The sequence below is a fragment of the Dyella terrae genome, from assembly GCF_022394535.1.
Taxonomy (GTDB): domain Bacteria; phylum Pseudomonadota; class Gammaproteobacteria; order Xanthomonadales; family Rhodanobacteraceae; genus Dyella.
The window spans coordinates 3,026,797-3,044,985 of record NZ_CP089414.1 but is presented as its reverse complement, the minus strand read 5'-3'; the positions used below and the strand labels follow the sequence as shown (position 1 = coordinate 3,044,985).

Annotated in this window: 14 protein-coding genes and 1 tRNA gene; 13 read left to right on the top strand and 2 right to left on the bottom strand. The window is 62.3% G+C overall.

Translation table 11 applies throughout. The features are described from left to right. Positions 1-66 precede the first annotated feature (66 nt). Positions 67-2,400 carry a TonB-dependent receptor gene (locus DYST_RS13255; RefSeq protein ID WP_239946129.1) on the top strand — a complete coding sequence of 778 codons (2,334 nt, stop codon included), beginning with the start codon at positions 67-69 and terminating at the stop codon, positions 2,398-2,400. A gap of 45 nt (positions 2,401-2,445) precedes the next feature. Here DYST_RS13255 and DYST_RS13250 read toward each other — a convergent pair whose 3' ends face one another. Continuing rightward, positions 2,446-3,753: an alpha/beta hydrolase family protein gene (locus DYST_RS13250; protein ID WP_239946128.1), complete on the bottom strand. Its 1,308-nt coding sequence runs from the start codon at positions 3,751-3,753 to the stop codon at positions 2,446-2,448. 246 nt (positions 3,754-3,999) lie between these two features. Here DYST_RS13250 and DYST_RS13245 point away from each other — a divergent pair, with 246 nt between their 5' ends. The 6 genes from DYST_RS13245 to DYST_RS13220 all read left to right on the top strand — a co-directional run bounded on the left by DYST_RS13245 (position 4,000) and on the right by DYST_RS13220 (position 12,786). After that, positions 4,000-5,070, top strand: coding sequence for a glycerophosphodiester phosphodiesterase (locus DYST_RS13245; protein ID WP_428993988.1), 1,071 nt, complete (start codon positions 4,000-4,002; stop codon positions 5,068-5,070). A gap of 105 nt (positions 5,071-5,175) precedes the next feature. Continuing rightward, entirely contained in the window at positions 5,176-6,504 is a 1,329-nt protein-coding gene (locus DYST_RS13240; RefSeq protein WP_239946126.1) for an alkaline phosphatase family protein, read from the top strand. A 203-nt stretch (positions 6,505-6,707) separates the two neighbouring features. Beyond that, complete coding sequence (locus DYST_RS13235) at positions 6,708-9,026, top strand: TonB-dependent receptor (RefSeq protein ID WP_239946122.1); 2,319 nt, start codon at positions 6,708-6,710, stop codon at positions 9,024-9,026. A gap of 242 nt (positions 9,027-9,268) precedes the next feature. After that, positions 9,269-9,979: a lysoplasmalogenase gene (locus tag DYST_RS13230; RefSeq protein ID WP_239946120.1), complete on the top strand. Its 711-nt coding sequence runs from the start codon at positions 9,269-9,271 to the stop codon at positions 9,977-9,979. Between the two features lie 6 nt (positions 9,980-9,985). Then, the gene (locus DYST_RS13225; protein ID WP_239946118.1) at positions 9,986-11,254 is read left to right on the top strand and encodes a sterol desaturase family protein; all 1,269 of its coding nucleotides are present in this window, start codon (positions 9,986-9,988) and stop codon (positions 11,252-11,254) included. 95 nt (positions 11,255-11,349) lie between these two features. Then, the gene (locus DYST_RS13220; protein ID WP_239946114.1) at positions 11,350-12,786 is read left to right on the top strand and encodes an amino acid permease; all 1,437 of its coding nucleotides are present in this window, start codon (positions 11,350-11,352) and stop codon (positions 12,784-12,786) included. Between the two features lie 112 nt (positions 12,787-12,898). On the opposite strand, the gene DYST_RS13215 is transcribed toward DYST_RS13220, so the two are convergent. Further along, a complete protein-coding gene (locus tag DYST_RS13215; RefSeq protein ID WP_158241237.1) occupies positions 12,899-13,486 on the bottom strand; it encodes an outer membrane protein in 588 nt (195 codons plus the stop codon). Positions 13,487-13,749: 263 nt separating this feature from the next. On the opposite strand from DYST_RS13215, the gene DYST_RS13210 reads away from it, so the two are divergent. From DYST_RS13210 to DYST_RS13185, 6 genes are all read left to right on the top strand, one after another. Continuing rightward, positions 13,750-15,648 carry a M61 family metallopeptidase gene (locus DYST_RS13210; protein WP_428993910.1) on the top strand — a complete coding sequence of 633 codons (1,899 nt, stop codon included), beginning with the start codon at positions 13,750-13,752 and terminating at the stop codon, positions 15,646-15,648. A 175-nt stretch (positions 15,649-15,823) separates the two neighbouring features. After that, positions 15,824-15,900, top strand: a tRNA-Arg gene (locus tag DYST_RS13205). 149 nt (positions 15,901-16,049) lie between these two features. Beyond that, the gene (locus DYST_RS13200) at positions 16,050-16,475 is read left to right on the top strand and encodes a YeeE/YedE family protein (protein ID WP_239946112.1); all 426 of its coding nucleotides are present in this window, start codon (positions 16,050-16,052) and stop codon (positions 16,473-16,475) included. Further along, positions 16,472-16,903, top strand: coding sequence for a DUF6691 family protein (locus DYST_RS13195; RefSeq protein ID WP_239946106.1), 432 nt, complete (start codon positions 16,472-16,474; stop codon positions 16,901-16,903). Before DYST_RS13200 ends, DYST_RS13195 begins: the two co-directional genes overlap by 4 nt. An 8-nt stretch (positions 16,904-16,911) precedes the next feature. Beyond that, complete coding sequence (locus DYST_RS13190; RefSeq protein WP_102302797.1) at positions 16,912-17,778, top strand: MBL fold metallo-hydrolase; 867 nt, start codon at positions 16,912-16,914, stop codon at positions 17,776-17,778. 39 nt (positions 17,779-17,817) lie between these two features. Continuing rightward, positions 17,818-18,162 (top strand): ArsR/SmtB family transcription factor, encoded by a 345-nt coding sequence (locus DYST_RS13185; protein WP_233202378.1) that lies wholly within the window; start codon positions 17,818-17,820, stop codon positions 18,160-18,162. The last annotated feature ends 27 nt before the right edge of the window (positions 18,163-18,189 follow it).

The window sequence follows — 18,189 nt, the reverse complement described above, 5'->3', positions numbered from 1 at the left end:
CACGATGGCCGCAGGATTGGGGTATCCGCTGTACGCGGATTCCCCGTCCCCCGGAGTTCACGCTCAATGAAGAAGCACGTGCTCGCTGCCGCTGTCGCGGCGGCCTTGGTCGTTTTGTTGCCTACGGCTTTCGCCGCCGAGAACCCGCAGCCTGCCGACAGCGCTGCCGCCGCACCGGCCACGGCCGATGGCGCCAAGAACCTCGAAAGCATCTCGGTGATCGGCCAGGGCGAAACTCGTCAGGTGCAGCGCGTCACCGTGCAGGACACCAAGGTGCTGCCCGCCGGCACCAGCATCCAGAAGGTGCTCAACCGCATCCCCGGCGTGAACGTGCAGTCCAACGATGCATTCGGCGCCAACGAGGAATCACAGACCATCAGCCTGCGCGGCTTCAACACCGTGCGCCTGGGCTATACGCTGGATGGTCTGCCGCTGGGTGACAACGCCTACGGCAACTACAACGGCCTGAACATCAGCCGCGCCATGCTTTCCGAGAACTTCGGCGGCGTGGAGCTCAGCTCGGGTATCGGCAGCCTGGGTACGGCGTCGACCAGCAACCTTGGCGGCACCGTCCAGTACTACACCGATGATCCGTCGACCACGTTCGGTGGCCGCGTCAGCCAGACCTTCGGTAGCGACCAGAACCGCCGCACTTATCTGCGTCTCGACACGGGCGACTATCACGGTTTCTCCATGTACGTGTCCGGCGTGCGCGCCACGGCTGACATGTGGGCGCCGCCGGAATCGCCGACGACTACCAAGCAGTACAACACCAAGGCGGTCTACCAGTTCGACGGCGGCAAGATCACTGCCTTCGCCGATAACTCGCGCACTTCGCAGGCCGACTACGCCTACCTCTCCAAGAGCGGCATGGCGCGCGGCCTCGGTTGGGACTGGAACCTGTATGCGCCGGACTGGAAGCGTGCGGTAGCCGCTGCGTACTGCTCACCGATCTACACCAAGGGCGGCAAGGCCGATTCGCGCTGCGGTTTCTCCGGCGGCGTGGACAACATCGACGATGCCTATTACCAGAGCCGCGCGCTGCGTCGTGATGATCTGTACTACCTCGCTGGCGATTTCTTCCCCAGCGACACAGTGACCCTGCACACCCAGGTCTACCACCATGAAAACGGCGGCCAGGGCCACTGGTGGGCACCGGGCCAGCCGTCGTACCCGGGCACCGCGCAGGAAGTGCCCATCTCCATCCGCAGTACCAACTACACCATCAACCGCAACGGCGCCATCGCGTCGGCGACGTGGGACGTGGGCGGCCATCACGTAGAAGGTGGCCTGTGGTACGAGAACAACCATCACTCGGTGCAGCGCAACTTCTATTGGATCACCGGCCCGGTCAGCGACGACAACTACCTGAGCGATCCGAACCGCCGCTTGTTCTATCAGAAGTACACCATCATCACGCGCCAGGCTTACCTGCAGGACAGCTTCAAACTGTTGGATGACCGCCTGAGCATCGACGTGGGCGTGAAGAGCCCGCACGTGAGCATGCGCGCGCAGGAAGTGCCGGGCGTGGCGGTGGAAGCGCCCGTGGCCAACGGCCGCCTCAACGCCAGCAAGGCGCTGCTGCCGGAGGCGGGTATTGGCTATCAATTGGGCCACGGACAGGAAGTGTTCCTGTCGTACGCCAAGAACATCGCCGCATTCCAGGGTGGTGGTGCCAGCGGCCCGCTGCTGGTTACGCAGTCGTCGTTCAATGCCACGCAGGGCAACCTGAAGCCGGAGCAGTCGCGCACTATCGAAGGCGGCTACCGCGTAGTGCAGAAGGAGTTTGAAGCATCCGTCGCCGTGTACGACGTCAACTTCAACAACCGTCTGCTCTCGCTCAATCCGTGCCCGAGCATCCAGCAGGGCACCACGCCGGCGTGCACCACGCGCTTCTACAACGTGGGCTCGGTGAGCAGCCACGGTACGGAACTCACCTTTATCTGGAAGCCGTTCGACCACTTCGAGTGGTACAACTCGGCCTCGTTCAACCGCTCCACCTACGACAACAACTACCAGCAGAACGGCGTCACCATTCCCACCCAGGGCAAGATCACGGTGGATACGCCCAACAAACTCTTCGCTAGCGAAATCAGCTGGGTGTATGGCCCCTGGAACGTTGGTCTGCGCGGCAAGTACACCGGTACGCGCTACTACACGTACACCAATGACCAGGGCTTTGGCGGCTATACGTCCTTCGATTTGGGTGCCGGTTACGACTTCGGCGCGATGTATGGCCTGACCGACGTCAAGCTGTCGCTCAACGTCACCAACCTCACCGACAAGCGTTATGCGTCCAACCTCACGGCGTTCGCCAATACCGACCCCAACGGTCGCGCATTGGCGTTCCACGCGAGTGCGCCGCGCCAGAGCTTCTTGACGCTGGATGTGAAATTCTGATCGAGGCTTGAACGTAGCGGCCTCGCGGCTTCGGCCGCGATGCCGCTACGGCGCCGGTTCCCGCGGAACCACCACCACGCTCGCGCCGTAGGGCGTATGGAAGATGCCCTTCGCATAATCGATGGCCATCTGCATGTAACCCGCTGCATAGCGCGTGCTGACGCGTTCGCCATCGGGCTTCAACTCGTACTCCGTCATGCCGTGTTCGGCATGCGGGAACAGGGCGACGGTGATCGGCAAGCCCTTCAACTGCAAGGACGTTAGTCGACGCCAGGTTTCGCCGCTGGGCGCGTCGATGTCGTCTTCGCCGAGCCGCCATAGCTGCGGCGTCTTGAGTTTGCGCAGGACCGCCATCGAGTCGTAATGCCATGGCGTGTTCCATGACGCGTAAGGCTTGCCTTTCTCGCGGATCTCGTCGCTGCTCATCGGCAGCACCATGTAGCTGAAATCGCCGCGCACATCCTTGTACCAGGGTTCCTTGCTGTACTTCGCCTTGGCCACCTCAAGCTGGTTGAAGCCTTGCGTGAGGTTGCTGGACAGGATCAGGCCGATGGCATCGGAGAGCTGCCAGGCCCTGTCGATAACTGACTGGTCGTAGCCCTTTTGCCTGAGATAGAACGCGACCGCTTCGCGATCCTCCTCCAGCGGCGACACCGCAAGGCCGTAGCCGATGATGAGAAAATCGACCTTGGTGCGCGTGGCCGCCAGCGGCGCGACCCAACCACCCTGGCTGCCGCCTCGGAAGCCCACGCGACCCGCGCGGGCACCGGCCAGCCGGCGTGCTTCGGCAACCGCAGCCACGGCATCGTTGGCGAGCACGCTGTAGTCCTGCGTGTAAGTGCCGGCCGAATCGCCCGTGCCGCGCTTGTCATAGACAAAGGCGCCGACGCCCTGGGCCGGAAACTCGCGTTGCATGGCATCGAACTGCTGCGCCGAATCATGCTCGGCCCCATGCACCAGCACGACCACCGGCACCTTGGCATCACCAGGCGGCAGGATCAGCCGACCTACCAACCGGGTGCCGCCGTCGCCGGTGAAGGTGGTTTGCTGCACCTGTAGCGGGATGCGTTCACCCGCCATGCCGCCGAAGCTGATCTTGCCCTTGGCACAGTCGGCGAAGCGGACATCCTTACCGTCGGGGCGATCCGTCCAGCCCAGCGTGCTGCTCCACGTATCGTTGGCGCCGCGCGTCAGCTTGCCGCTGGCACCGTCGATGCGTCGCCAGCGCAGCGCATCGCTGTCAGTGGGTGCGATATCCAGTGTGCTGCCGTCGCTGAGGCGATAGGCGCCGATATGGCAATCGGTGGCGGGTGCGGCACTGGCCAGCAGCGCAGTGAGCAAGGTGGCAAGCATGGCCGTTCCGATCAGCGATGGAGTCATTGCACGCTAGCAAGGTCCAGCCAGCGGGGCATTGGCCGCAAGTCACGGCGGTGCCATCAGTCATGGCAGGCTTTCGGTGGGCTTGCAATCAAACGCGCTGTGAGCATCTTGTCAATGAATCGACATGCACGGCCGTCACGATGTCTGGATCACTGCGCCGCACGGGCGCATCGGGACAACGACAAAGGAGTAGCCGTGGGTCGTATATGCTGGGCCATCATGATGGCGGGTGCACTGGTGATGACTGCCAATAGTCAGGCGAACGAAGCACCGCTGGCGAAGAAGGTGCTGGTGATCGGCCATCGTGGCGCGAGCGCACTGCGGCCAGAACACACGCTGGCGTCCTACGGCAAGGCCATCGCCGATGGTGCGGATTTCATCGAGCCGGATCTGGTGATGACCAAAGACGGCGTGCCCGTCGCTCGCCACGAGAACGAGATCAGCGGCACCACCGACGTGGCGCAGCATGCGGAATTCGCCTCGCGCAAGACCACCAAGACCATCGATGGCGAAAAGGTCACCGGCTGGTTCACCGAAGACTTCACTCTGACGGAACTGAAGACGCTGCGCGCTCGCGAGCGCCTGCCGCAGTTTCGCAGCACGGCGTACGACGGTGAGTTCCAGATCCCCACGCTGGACGAGATCATCGATTTCGTGGCGACCGAATCGGCCACCCAGGGCCGTGTGATCGGCATCATCCCCGAGATCAAACACGGCACCTACTTCCAGAAGGCGAGCCTGCCGATGGAAGACCGCGTGTTGGAGATCCTCGCCGCGCACACGTATACACGCACTGCGCCGGTGGAGATCCAGTCGTTCGAGATCGCCAACCTGCGCTATCTGCGCGGCAAGCTGGGCAAGGATCATCCGAACATCCGCCTGCTGCAGCTGCTGGGCGACGCCAAGGAAGAACCGTATGACGTCGTGGCGGCCGGCAAGAAGCTGAGCTTCGCGCAGATGATGACGCCGGCCGGCCTGCGTGATATCGCCGGCTATGCCGATGCGATTGGCCCGAACATCCGCTCGATCATCCCGCTGGCCGCCGACGGCACGCTGGGTAAGCCGACGTCGCTGGCGCATGACGCGCATGCGGTGAAGCTGGAGCTGCACCCGTACACCTTCCGCCCGGAGAACTATTTCCAGGCGAAGAACTTCTGGCAGGGCAGCGACCCGAAGACGTTCAACGAAGCAGGCTCCATCGCCGAGATTCGCGCTTACCTTGATGCCGGCGTGGATGCGTTCTTTACCGACGATCCCGCCATCGGACGCAAGGCCCTCGACGGCCGCTGAGCCGACTGATTCCACAACAGCCTCCGCTTGTCATCTCGCCTGCGCAGGGGTGACAAGCGTGAGTGCCCGTGCTTCCACGACTTCACACATTGCGGTGACCTGACGATGCGCCTGTCCCATTTCCTTTGTGCCGCCGGTTTTCTGTCTCTGGCCATCAGCCTGCCCGCTGCAGCGGCGCCGGTGTTGATGATCTCCATCGATGGCCTGCGCCCCGCCGATGTACTGCAGGCCGAGCAACGCGGCCTGCATCTTCCCAATCTGCAGGCATTCCTGAAGCAAGGCGCCTATGCCGAATCAGTGCGTGGCGTATTGCCCACGTTGACCTACCCCAGCCACACCACGCTGATCACTGGCGTGTCGCCGGCCCTACACGGCATCGGTGGCAACCTCACGTTTGATCCGTACAACAAGAACCAGCAGGGCTGGGATTGGTACGCCAGCGATATCAAGGTGCCCACGTTGTGGGATGCCGCGCATGCCGCGGGCCTGCATACGGCAAACGTGCATTGGCCGGTGAGTGTGGGCGCCCAGGTGGACTGGAACCTGCCGCAGATCTGGCGCACCGGCACCGCGGACGATCGCAAACTGCTCGCGGCGCTCGCCACGCCCGGATTGTTGCCATCGCTGGAGCAAGAGCTTGGCCCCTATGCGGACGGCATCGACGAGAGCATGGCCGGCGACCGCACGCGCGCGCACTTCGCAGTGAAGCTGCTGGAGACGCGCAAGCCCGATTTCATGACGGCTTACCTCACTGCGCTGGATCATGAGCAGCACGTCAGCGGTCCGGACACGCCGCAGGCCAAGGCGGTGCTGGGTCAGATCGACGAACTGGTCGGCGAGCTGGTGCAGGCCGCGCACCGCGTGCATCCCGATGGCGTGGTGGTGGTGGTCTCGGATCATGGCTTCTTGCCTGTACAGAGTGACGTGAACCTCTATGCGCCGTTCATCGCGGAAGGACTCGTCACGATCAAGGATGGCGCCGTCACGGACTGGCAGGCCATGCCATGGAATGACGGCGGCAGTGGCGCCATCGTCCTGCGTGATCCGAATGACGCCGCCGTACATGCCAAGGTCGAGGCACTGCTGGCGCGTTTGCAGAAGGATCCGGCGTACGGCATTGCCAGCGTGCTGAGCAAGGCGCAGGTGGAGAAGGGTGGCGGTACGCCGCTGGCCCAGTGGTTCGTCATGTTCAAGCCCGGTTTTGAGATGGGCATCAAGCCCGATGCGCCGATGCCTTCGCCCGGCCACTATCTCGGCATGCACGGCTACGATCCGGCGCTCGCGCAGATGCGTTCCACCTTCCTGATGCAGGGCAAGGGCGTGCCGTCGAACAAGAACCTGGGCGATATCGACATGCGTGACATCGCACCGACGGTTGCGCGCATGCTTGGTGTAAGTCTGCCGCAAGCGCAGGGCAAGTCGCTGCTTCCGTGATCGTTGGCGACAACGCGTGTTCGCACGCGTTGTCGCATTTCACTGCGTTTTCGTAAGTGTTTTAAATACGCCTGTAACCGCTATTACACACGACGCCTTCACGATTTCCTAATCCGTTCGAAAGGTTTGGACGGCTATTTCCCTTTTGATCTTCCACTAGAGAACGTGCGGATTCACGGAGAATCCGCGCGCAAGGAATCGTCATGCCCAAGCTTTCCCTTCGCAGGACCGCGATCGCGCTGGCAACACTGGCATCGCTTCACGGCGGCATCGTGTTCGCCGACGACCTGAACCCGGCCGCCGCGCCCGCGGCGCCCGTTGCCGATGCGGCTGATGCATCGGCCAACACCAATCGCGACAAGGCCAAGACCATGGAGGCCGTGTCGGTGGTCGCCTCCGGCGAAACGCGTCAGGTGCAGAAGGTCACCAGTGAGGATCTGCAGCAGCTTGCGCCGGGCACGAGCCCGCTGAAGGCCATCGATAAGCTGCCGGGCGTGAACTTCCAGGCTGCCGACCCGTGGGGTGATTACGAGTGGTCCACGCAGATCACGCTGCACGGCTTCGACCAGAGCCGCCTCGGCTTCACGCTGGACGGTATTCCGCTCGGCAACATGAGCTACGGCACCACCACCGGCCTGCAGGTGACGCGCGCGATCAGTAGCGACAACATCAGCACGGTGGAACTCGCACAAGGCGCGGGTGCGCTGGGTACGGCGTCGAATACCAACCTCGGCGGCACCATCCAGTTCTACTCCGCCGATCCGGACCAGGTCGCCGGCGCACGCATCAATCAGGTGATTGGTTCCGATTCCACCGCGCGCACCTTCGTGCGCCTGGATACGGGTGACTACCACGGTTTCTCGATGTACGTGTCCTACGACCATGCGTCGACGGACAAGTGGAAGGGCTATGGCGACCAGCGTTCCGACCAGGTGAACCTGAAGTCTGTCTACCAGTGGGATAGCGGCAGCGTGAGCCTGTTTTTCGACAACTCGCGTCGCAAAGAATACGACTACATGGATCTGTCCCTTGCCAGCCAGAAGGCGCTGGGCTGGAACTGGGATTACCTGCAGCCGAACTGGGGCGCAGCGGTGCAGATCGCCAACGCATATAACGGCAAGGGCGCGTACCCGGGGATGCTGTCCTCGCTGCCGGCCGGTTATGACTTGGTGGACTCCACCTACTACGCAGGTGGTGGTATTCGTCGCGACAACCTCGCCGGCCTCAGTGGCACCTTCAATCTCAGCGATCGCACCACGCTGAACCTCGGCACCTATTACCACGATAACCGTGGCGAAGGTCAGTGGGCCACGCCGTACGTGGCTTCCTCGGCCACCGTGCCGATTGCCATGCGCACCACCGATTACGGCCTGGACCGCTACGGCGGCACCGGTTCGCTAGTGTTCTCGCTGGGCAACAACGATATCGAAGTGGGTTTCTGGGCGGAGAACGCCAAGACCAATCAGGAGCGCAACTACTTCTATCTCACCGGCGCATACGACTACCTGAGCAATTTCTACGAGAACAACGAGCCGTTCGCGCGTGGGTTCTTCCAGCACTACACCACGCAGACGCGCATGGCTTATGCGTCGGACACCATCCATTTGATGGATGACCGTCTCACCGTGAACTTCGGCGCGAAGGCACTGGGCGTGACCAACGTAGCCGACTCGCTGGTGGCGAGCAGCGCGCTGGCCGCCGGTAGCATCCGTGCCAGCGATGCATTCCTGCCGCAGGCGGGCGTGAACTACAAGATCGACGCCAACCAGGAGGTATACGCCTCCTACAGCAAGAACCTCTCGGCCTACGGCTTCCTGCCCTTCAGCCAGTCGCAGACGGCGTTCAACGCCAGCAAGAGTTCGCTCAGCCCTGAGCAGTCGCAGACCTTCGAGCTGGGCTATCGCGTGCACGGCGATACCATCGAAGCCTCGGCGGATGCGTACTACACGCGCTTCACCAACCGCCTGTTGGCCGTGTCGCCGTGCAGCGCCGTGCAGACCTGTTCGGCCATCCTCAATAACGTGGGCTCGGTAAAGAGCACTGGCGTTGATCTGGCAGTGATCTGGCGCCCGGTGGAACACCTGCGCTGGCTCAACTCGCTGTCGTACGACAACTCCAAGTACCAGGACGACTACCTCAACAACGGTGTGGTGGCGACCCAAGGCAAGTACGTGGTCGGCATTCCCACCTGGATGTTCACCAGCAACGTGAGCTACACGTTCGCCGGCTTCACCGCTACGCTGGATGGCAAATACACCGGCCGCCGCTACATCACCTACATCAACGACTCCCAGGTACCCTCGTACTGGTTGTTCAACGCCGGCGTGAACTATGACCTGGGTGCGCTGTCCTTCGTAAAGGACCTGAGTCTGGGCCTGAACGTGACCAACCTGTTCAATAAGCGCTACTTTGCGACGACGGGAACCAACGGTTACGTGGCCTCGGACCCGCAGGGCTGGAACCAGACGTTGATGGCCGGCGCTCCACGCCAGGTGTTCTTCAACATCAACGCGAAGTTCTAAACGCATGTGGAGGGCCTTCCCCCGCTTGGGGAAGGTGGAGGGGGAAACGCCGTCCCGCCGGCGTACCCGCTTCTGCAAACCCTCTCCCGGTGATCCGGGAGAGGGTTTTTTTTCGCCATCGTTCTTGGCAGCTGCTGACGCGACGTCAAAAATCACCCAGGGCGATTTATTGCGCTGCGACAGGGCTCTGGAAGCTGTTGGCTCTACCATCGGCTGAGATGGATGGATCGGGGAATCCACGCATGATTGTTTCAAACGCAACGACGGGGTCCGCCTCGTCGCGCGGGATGGATGTTGCGATTGCAGCGTTGGCCGTGGGTGCCATCGCAGGTATCACGTTCGCAGCAACCGGTGAGATCGACGGCTGGCGTTGGTTGCACTGGATCTGCAAACCGCTGACGACGTTGCTCATCTTGTGGATGGTGGTGCGGACCAATCCCGCCGTGTCCACACGTTATCGGCGCTGGATGGCCGCCGGCATGGTGTGTTCGCTGGCGGGCGACGTCTTCCTGATGCTGCCGCAAGATGCTTTTGTGCCTGGACTGGTGTCGTTCTTGCTGGCGCATCTGTGCTTCATCGTGGCGCTGCTGACCGATAGCCGCTTCGCCGAACGTCCCTGGGGCATGCTGGCCTGCGTCGCCTACGGTGCGTTCAACCTGTGGGCGCTATGGCCGTCTTTGCCGGTTGCACTGCACCTGCCGGTGATGGTCTACGTGCTGGTGCTGGCCAGCATGGGCGGGCAGGCCGTGGTGCGGGTGCAGCGACACGCGATGGACGCGCTGACCAACTCCGCGCATTGGTCCGTGGCTGGCGCGCTGCTCTTCATGCTCAGCGATACACTGCTGGCGTGGAACCGCTTCCGCTTCGTCATTCCGTTGTCGGGGCTGTGGGTGCTGGCCACGTACTATGCAGCGCTGTGGTGCTTGGCGCGTTCGGTTCGCGGGAGTCGTTGAAAAGCGATGAATACGCAGGAAATCATCATCACTTGGGCTACGCCGGTGTTCTTCGCGCTGATCGCGCTGGAGTTGCTGGTGGCGAAACTGCGCGGCCGCAGCGTGTATCACAGCAGTGATGCCATCAACAGCCTTGGGCTGGGCGTGATCTCGCAGATTGTCGCGGTCTTCAGCAAGCTGCTCACGTTTGGCATCTATGCGTGGTGCGTGCAGCGCTTCGCGATCTTCGCCCTGCCGGCAAATAGTCTATGGGTGTGGATCAGCGCGCTGCTGATCTATGACTTCTGTTACTACTGGCTGCATCGCGCGGGGCACGAGGTGAACATCCTTTGGGCCGCGCACGTGGTGCACCACCAGAGCGAGGACTACAACCTCTCCACCGCCTTACGCCAGACCGGCAGCGGCATGTTGCTGGGGTGGCTGTTCTACCTGCCGATGGCCATCATCGGTTATCCGCTGGAAGTGTTCGTGGTGGTGGCGCTGATCGACCTGCTGTACCAGTTCTGGGTGCATACCGAGCTGGTGGGGCGGCTGGGCTGGTTCGATCGTGTGTTCTGCTCGCCATCCAACCATCGCGCACATCATGCGGTGAACGACAAATACCTCGACAAGAACTACGGCGGCATCCTGATCCTGTGGGATCGCTTGTTCGGCACCTTCATCGAAGAAGACGACACCGATCCGCCGATCTACGGCACGCGCTCGCCGCTGCGTAGCTGGAACCCGCTGTGGGCCAATGCCGAGGTTTATTGGGCCACGGCGAAAGATGCGTGGCACGCGCGTCGCTGGCGCGATAAGTTGCTGGTGTGGATCAAGCCGCCGGGCTGGCGCCCGGCAGACGTGGCGGAGCGTTTTCCCAAGCCGGCGTTCGACATCGGGCGTGCGCGCTATCTGCCTTTGTTGTCGCGCGGTCTTACCTTCTACAGCCTGGTGCAGTTCGCCTTGCTACTAGGCATGGCAGTGCAGTTTCTCGATCTCGCCAAACATCTGGCCGCTACCGAGCTGGTGGGCTATGCGGTGTTCCTGGTGCTGAGCCTTTCAGCCCTTGGCGCGCTCACCGAAGGGCGCCGCCTCGGTGTTGCTTTGGAACTGGCGCGATTGCTGGCCACCGCGGCCATTCCACTGCTCACCGGCGGGTGGTTCGGTGTGCCGCATCTGGATGGCAGGGTAGTGGCCGTATTGGTCGCCATTCCCGTGCTGAGCGCTCTGGCGCTTGGCTGGCTGGCCGTCTCGACCGCCGGTCGCCAAGATCCCGGAAAGGCCATTCCCGGATAGGAATGCCCAGGACGAATGGCACTACCGCGCAGCTGCAGCATGGCAGGGGCGGGTGCATTCGTTATGATCGCGGCTCGTTTCTCGGGGATGAGTCGATGGGTTTCCTTAGTAAGTTGGTGCGCCACAAGCCTGTGGAGCTGTTGCAGGCGGAGGCCGGCAAGCGCGGCGATTTCCGTCGCGTTCTGGGTCTGTGGCAGCTCACCGCCATTGGCATCGGCGGCATTATCGGCGTCGGCGTGTTCGTGCTGGCAGGCAAGCAGGCGGCGATCAACGCTGGCCCCGCAGTCGCCATCTCGTTCCTGATCGCGGGCATCGCCAGCGCCGCGGCGGCGCTGTGTTACGCCGAGTTCGCCGGCATGATTCCTGTCACCGGCAGCGCCTACACCTACGGTTACGCTGTGCTCGGCGAACTGGCCGCGTGGCTGATCGGTTGGGATCTGCTGCTGGAGTACGCGCTGATCGTCGCCGTTGTAGCCATCGGCTGGTCCGGCTATGTGCAGTCGGCGCTGACCAGTTTGGGGATACACATTCCTGTTTGGGCGCAAGGTGCCATCGGCACCGGTGAGGGACACGTATTCAACGTGGTCGCCGCGCTGGTGACGCTCGGCGTGTCTGCGCTGCTGATCTTCCGCACCGAATGGGGCGCGCGCTTCAACACGGTGGTGGTGGCGATCAAGGTGGCGGCCGTCGCACTGGTGATCGGTGTCGGCGCGTTCTACGTCAAGCCCTCGAACTGGGTGCCTTTCATTCCCGCGCACGTGATCGGCCCGGATGGCGTCGGCCATTATGGTTTCCAGGGTGTCGCCTCGGCCGCTGCGGTCGTGTTCTTTGCGGTGTTCGGCTACGACACGCTGACCACGGCGGCGGAAGAATCGAAGAATCCGCAGCGTGATCTGCCGCGCGCGGTGCTGTTGTCGCTGGGCATTTCCATGGTGATGTATCTCGCCGTGTCGATGGTGCTTACGGGCATCGCGCACTACAGCACGCTCAATACCGACGCGCCGGTGTCCGATGCCTTCAAGGGCCTGGGCCTGCATTGGGTGGCGCTCACCGTGTCGGTGTCGGCGGTGTTCGGCCTGCTCAGCGTGCTGTTTGCCTTTATGTTGGGCGCGACGCGCATCTGGTACGCGTTGTCGCGCGATGGCCTGCTGCCGGGCTGGTTCGCCCATGTGCATCCGCGTTATGGCACGCCGCATCGCCCCACAGTGGTGCTTGGTGTGTTCACCGCACTGGTCGCGGGTCTGTTGCCGATCGAGGAAGTGGCGAAGCTGGTGAACATCGGCGTGCTCTCGGCCTTCATCGTGATCTGTATGTCGGTGATGATCCTGCGCAAGCGCAAGCCGGACCTGCATCGCTCCTTCCGCACGCCATGGGTGCCGCTGGTGCCGCTCGTCGGCATCGCGTTCTCCATCTGGCTGCTGGCGGAGCTGCCGCTGATCACGTGGAAGGTGTTCCTGATCTGGGTGAGCATCGGCATGGTGATCTATCTCACCTACGGCATGCATAACAGCAAGCTGGAGAAGCAGGGCTAAGCCGAGGTTTTCACGTAGAAAAGGCCGCGAAAGCGGCCTTTTTTTGTGCAGCAGGCAAAAGAAAACGGCCGCTTGCGCGGCCGTTTTCCGTATCCACTTTGAGGAGCGACGCTTAGAAGCGCACTTCCACCGAAGCGGAGTAGGTCGCCACATTCATGTTGATCTGCGACTCATCGGAACCGCCGCGGCCGTTCTTGATGTGGTAGTTGTCGTAGTTCAGACCCAGGGCGACGTTCTTGGTGATGTCGTAACCCACGCCGGCACCGGCGTACCAGCCGTTGTTCCAGCTGCGCTGAGAAACGGTGTAGTCGCCCACCGTGGAGCCGCTGGTGGTGCGCGAGCGCAGGTAGCCGCCGTGGCCGGTGACGTACCAGTTGTTGTAGAAGTTGTACTTGGCGTTCACGCCGATCTGTGCCACGCGAGGCTTGGCCCAGGTGTCACCGAATGTGTAGTCGTTCTTGACCTTGCCAAGGTAGGCGTAGCCAACTTCGGCGCCCACGATGTTGTTCCAGCGCCAGCCGAAGCGCACGTTCTGGAACACGTCGGACTTGTCAGAGACGCCGCCGATGCGGTAGTTGCTCTGGCCCAGGTTGCCGGCCACGAAGAAGTTGTCGAGCTGGTTGGTGTTTTCGTCGGCCTTGGCAGCGAAAGGCGCGATAGCGACGACGGCCAAAGCGGCCGCAAGAAGAGTCTTGTGCATGGAATGCTCCATCTATCTATTTTTGTGATCCGCAGCGACAACAAGGGGGAATGTCGCTACGGGCCGCGCGGGGATCGCGGTGAAAAAAGGATACGGGTTTTTAACGTGTGTAAAACCCCTGAAGGGTTTCGCGGACGGGAGAGGTTCAGACACTTCCATGACCAATGGCAGGGGGTTTGACCTGTCAACGCACACTACGATCAGAGGTTCATGTTTCGTGCAGCTACGTCTTGCGCACGAATCCGATTGATTAGGAGAACCTCTTGAAAGTTTCGCGCCTCGCTTCCGCCATGCTCGCTACAGCCCTTGGCTTGAGCAGCTTTGCGGCCCTCGCCGACGTTCCTGCACCGCAGGACATTCCGTTCCATGGCACGCTGAAGATCAACGTCGATGCGACCGATATCGCGCATCGCGTGTTCCGCGTGCACGAAACGGTGCCGGCGCAAGCGGGTCCGCTGACCTTGCTGTATCCGCAGTGGTTGCCGGGCAACCATTCGCCGACGGGTCCGATCGACAAGCTCGCTGGCTTGGTGGTGAAGGCGAATGGCAAGGTCATTCCGTGGAAGCGCGATCCGCTCAACGTGTATGCCTTCCATGTGGACGTGCCGCAGGGCGCGAGCGAAGTGGAGGTGGAGTTCCAATTCCTTTCCGCGCAGGACATCCGCCAAGGCCGCGTGGTGATGACGCCGGAGATGCTCAACCTGCAGTGGAATTCCGTATCGGTGTACCCGGCGGGTTATTTCGCGCGACAGGTCAAGGCCGAAACCAGCGTGACTTTCCCGGCCGGCTGGCAGTACGGCAGCGCGCTGGAGATGGCCTCGCGCAATGGCGACACGGTTACGTTCAAGCCGATCGACTATGAAAACCTGGTCGACTCGCCGATTTACGCGGGCAAGTACTTCAAGCGCGTGGATCTTGACCCGGGCGCGAAGACGCCGGTGTTCCTCAATGTCGTGGCGGATGATCCGAAGTACCTGGAGATCAAGCCCGAGCAGCTGAAGGTGCATCAGAACCTAGTGCAGCAGATGTACAAGCTGTACGGCGCACACCACTACGACCACTACGACTTCCTGTTCTCGCTCAGCGACAAGATGTCGGGCAATGGCCTTGAGCACCACCGTTCCAGCGAGAACGGCGTGAGCCCGGGCTACTTCACCGAGTGGGACAAGAGCATGGTCATGCGCGACCTGCTCCCGCATGAGTTCAACCACTCCTGGGACGGCAAGTACCGTCGCGGTGCGGATCTCTCCACGCCGAACTTCAACGTGCCCATGCAGGACAGCCTGCTGTGGGTGTACGAAGGCCAGACGCAGTTCTGGGGCTACGTGATGGCCGCGCGCTCGGGCCTGTGGAAGCAGGATCAGGCGCTGGACATGCTCGCCAACGTGGCAGCGACCTATGATCGCGGCCGTCCGGGCCTGCAGCAGTGGCGCAACATCCAGGACACCACCAACGACCCGATCATCGCGATGCGCCGCCCGCTGCCGTATCGCAACTTCCAGATGAGCGAGGACTACTACTCCGGCGGTCAGATGATCTGGCTCGACGTGGACGGCAAGCTGCGTGATCTCACGAGCGACAAGCGTTCCATCGACGATTTCGCCAAGGCCTTCTTCGGCGTGAAGAACGGCGAGTGGGACGTCAACACCTACACCTTCGACGATGTGGTGAAGACGCTCAACGACATCACGCCGTACGACTGGGCGACCTACCTGCGCGAGCGCCTGGATGGCCACGGCCCGCTGATCGGCGGCTTCGAGGCGAACGGCTGGAAGCTGGTCTACGACGACAAGGCATCGGAAGTGGCCAAGGCCGTGGAGACGCGCTACGGCGGCCCCAACCTCACCTATTCGCTGGGTGTCTCGATGGGCAAGGGCGGCGATATCGTCGACGTGCTGTGGGATGGCCCAGCTTTCAAGGCCGGCCTGTCGCCGGGCATGAAGGTGATTGCCGTCAACGGCAAGGAGTACTCCAGCGACGCTATCAAGGACGCAGTGACCGCCGCGGCGAAGGACAAGAATCAGCCGGTCGAGCTGCTGGTGAAGAACTTCGATGAGTACAAGACGCTGCGCATCGACTATCACGACGGCCTGAAGTATCCGCACCTGGAGCGGATCGCGGGCAAGCCCGATCGCCTGTCCGAGCTGCTCAAGGCGCGCTGATCTGTACAGCACTTCGCCCTCTCCCCTCTGGGGAGAGGGCTGGGGTGAAGGGGGGCAATCTTGCGACCCCGCCAGGGCGCCTGACCCGCCACATGGGCGCTGGCTCCCAACTTCGCTATACTGCGCGTCCACCGTGCGCCGGACCTACCGGTCTTGCTCACGCGTCGATGCTCAAGCGCCCGTAGCTCAGCCGGATAGAGTAGTGGCTTCCGAAGCCATTGGTCGGGGGTTCGAATCCCTCCGGGCGCGCCATTTTTCCCGCCTTTCTGGCGTTGACGACGCATCGCCATTCCGTTCGATAACCTTCTTCGTACGACATCGCGTCAGCGACGTCGGCTTGTTCGTGTTCCGCATGTTCTATATATTAGAAATATCTAATATATGAATATTTAGGAGTAACCATGCATCCCTGGTTGCTTTCCCTGGCGGGCGGGATCTTGATTGGCCTTGCCGCCGTGCTGCTGATGGCGACGCTGGGTCGCATCGCAGGCATCAGCGGCATTGCCAGCAGTTTGCTGAGCGGCGCGCGTGACTGGCCGTGGCGTGCCGCGTTTGTCGCCGGGCTGGTGATCTCACCGCTGCTGCTGTGGCTTGTCCGCGGAGAAAGCGGCATCGGCACGCCGCAGGTGTCATGGCCATGGATGGCGTTCGCCGGCGTTCTGGTGGGGTTTGGTACACGACTGGGCAGTGGTTGCACTAGCGGACATGGCGTGTGCGGTATCGCGAGATTGTCGCCGCGTTCTTTCGCCGCCACTGTCGTGTTTGTCGCATTCGGCATGGCAACGGTAGCCGTGGTTCGCCATTGGCTGGGAGGGTTGCCCACATGAAATCGCTCATGGCTTTGCTCGCGGGCCTGCTGTTCGGCGCGGGACTCGGCATCGCTGGTATGACACAACCTGTCATCGTGCTCGGGTTTCTCGATGTGGGCGGTGCATGGAATCCACGCTTGCTGTTCGTGATGGCGGGTGCCGTGCTTACCACCGCCATCGGCTATCGCTTGGTCTGGCGCGCGCGCAAACCGCGACTCGAGGCATCGTTCGAGATGCCGTCCGCACGACGCATCGATGGTCGCCTGTTGGTTGGCTCGGCGTTGTTCGGCATCGGCTGGGGTATCGCCGGTTATTGCCCGGGGCCCGCGCTGGCATCACTTGGTAGCGGCATCGGCTCGGTGTGGTTGCTGGTGGCGTCGATGATGTTGGGCTGGTGGCTGGCGTCGCGCTGGCCGTTGCGCTCCAATCCCCATTCATCGACATGAGGTGCGCCGTGCAACGACCCGACGTGAAAGCCTTCTTCGACGAGGCCACCAACACCTTCAGCTACGTGGCGTGGGATCCCGCGACGAGCAAAGCGGCCGTAATCGACAGCGTGCTCGATTACGACCCCGTCTCCGGCCGTACGCGCCACCATTCGGCCGATGCGCTGGTCGATTTCGTGCGAGAGCAGGGGCTGGACGTGGAATGGGTCATCGATACGCATGTGCATGCGGATCATCTTTCCGCAGCGCCCTATGTGCAGTCGCTGCTCGGGGGCAAGCTCGGTATTGGCGAGCACATCCGTGACGTGCAGGAAACCTTTGGCCGGATCTTCAACGCAGGCAGCGAGTTCCAGCGCGACGGCAGCCAGTTCGATCATCTGTTCAAGGACGGCGAGCGTTACCAGCTTGGCAGCATCGACGCCGTGGCGCTGCACACGCCGGGGCATACGCCGGCCTGCATGACGCATGTGATCGGTGATGCCGCATTCGTGGGTGATACCTTATTCATGCCGGACTTCGGCACCGCGCGCTGCGATTTCCCAGGTGGCGATGCGCGCACGCTGTACCGCTCCATCCAGCGCATCTTTGCCTTGCCGGACGAAACTCGCATTTTTCTTTGCCACGATTACAAGACGCCGGGTCGCGACGGCTTCGTGCACGAAACTAGCGTGGGCGCTGAACGGCGCGACAACATTCATGTACGCGAGGGCACCGCCGAAGACGAGTTCGTGCACATGCGCAGCACACGCGACGCCACGCTCGCTATGCCGCGTCTGTTGCTGCCTGCTGTGCAGGTGAACATGCGTGCCGGACAGTTGCCACCTGCCGAAGACAACGGCACGCGTTACCTCAAGATCCCGCTCGACGCGCTGTGATGGCTGGAGATACCACGTGCCAACGGAACTGGGTCACTCATGAGTCGTAGCAGGATGGGTGTCACCGCGCGTCGTTCGACGGCTGTCACGCCAGAGGCCATGCAGCGCCATGCCGAGGAAGCCGTGAGCGTGCTCAAGGCGCTCGGCAGCACCAATCGCTTGATGCTGGTTTGCCAATTGTTGGATGGTGAGCGTTCGGTGGGCGATCTTGCTGATGCATTGGGTTTGGCGCAAAGCGTCGTTTCCCAGCACCTGTCGCTGTTGCGACGCGATGGATTGGTGGCCGGACGACGCGAAGGGCAATCGATCTATTACGCGATTCGCGATGAACGCGTCCACGCCCTCATGGCGCGCCTGTTCGAGCTCTACTGCGTCGATCAGTGATGCCACACGGTTCCACCGAAGCGCGCC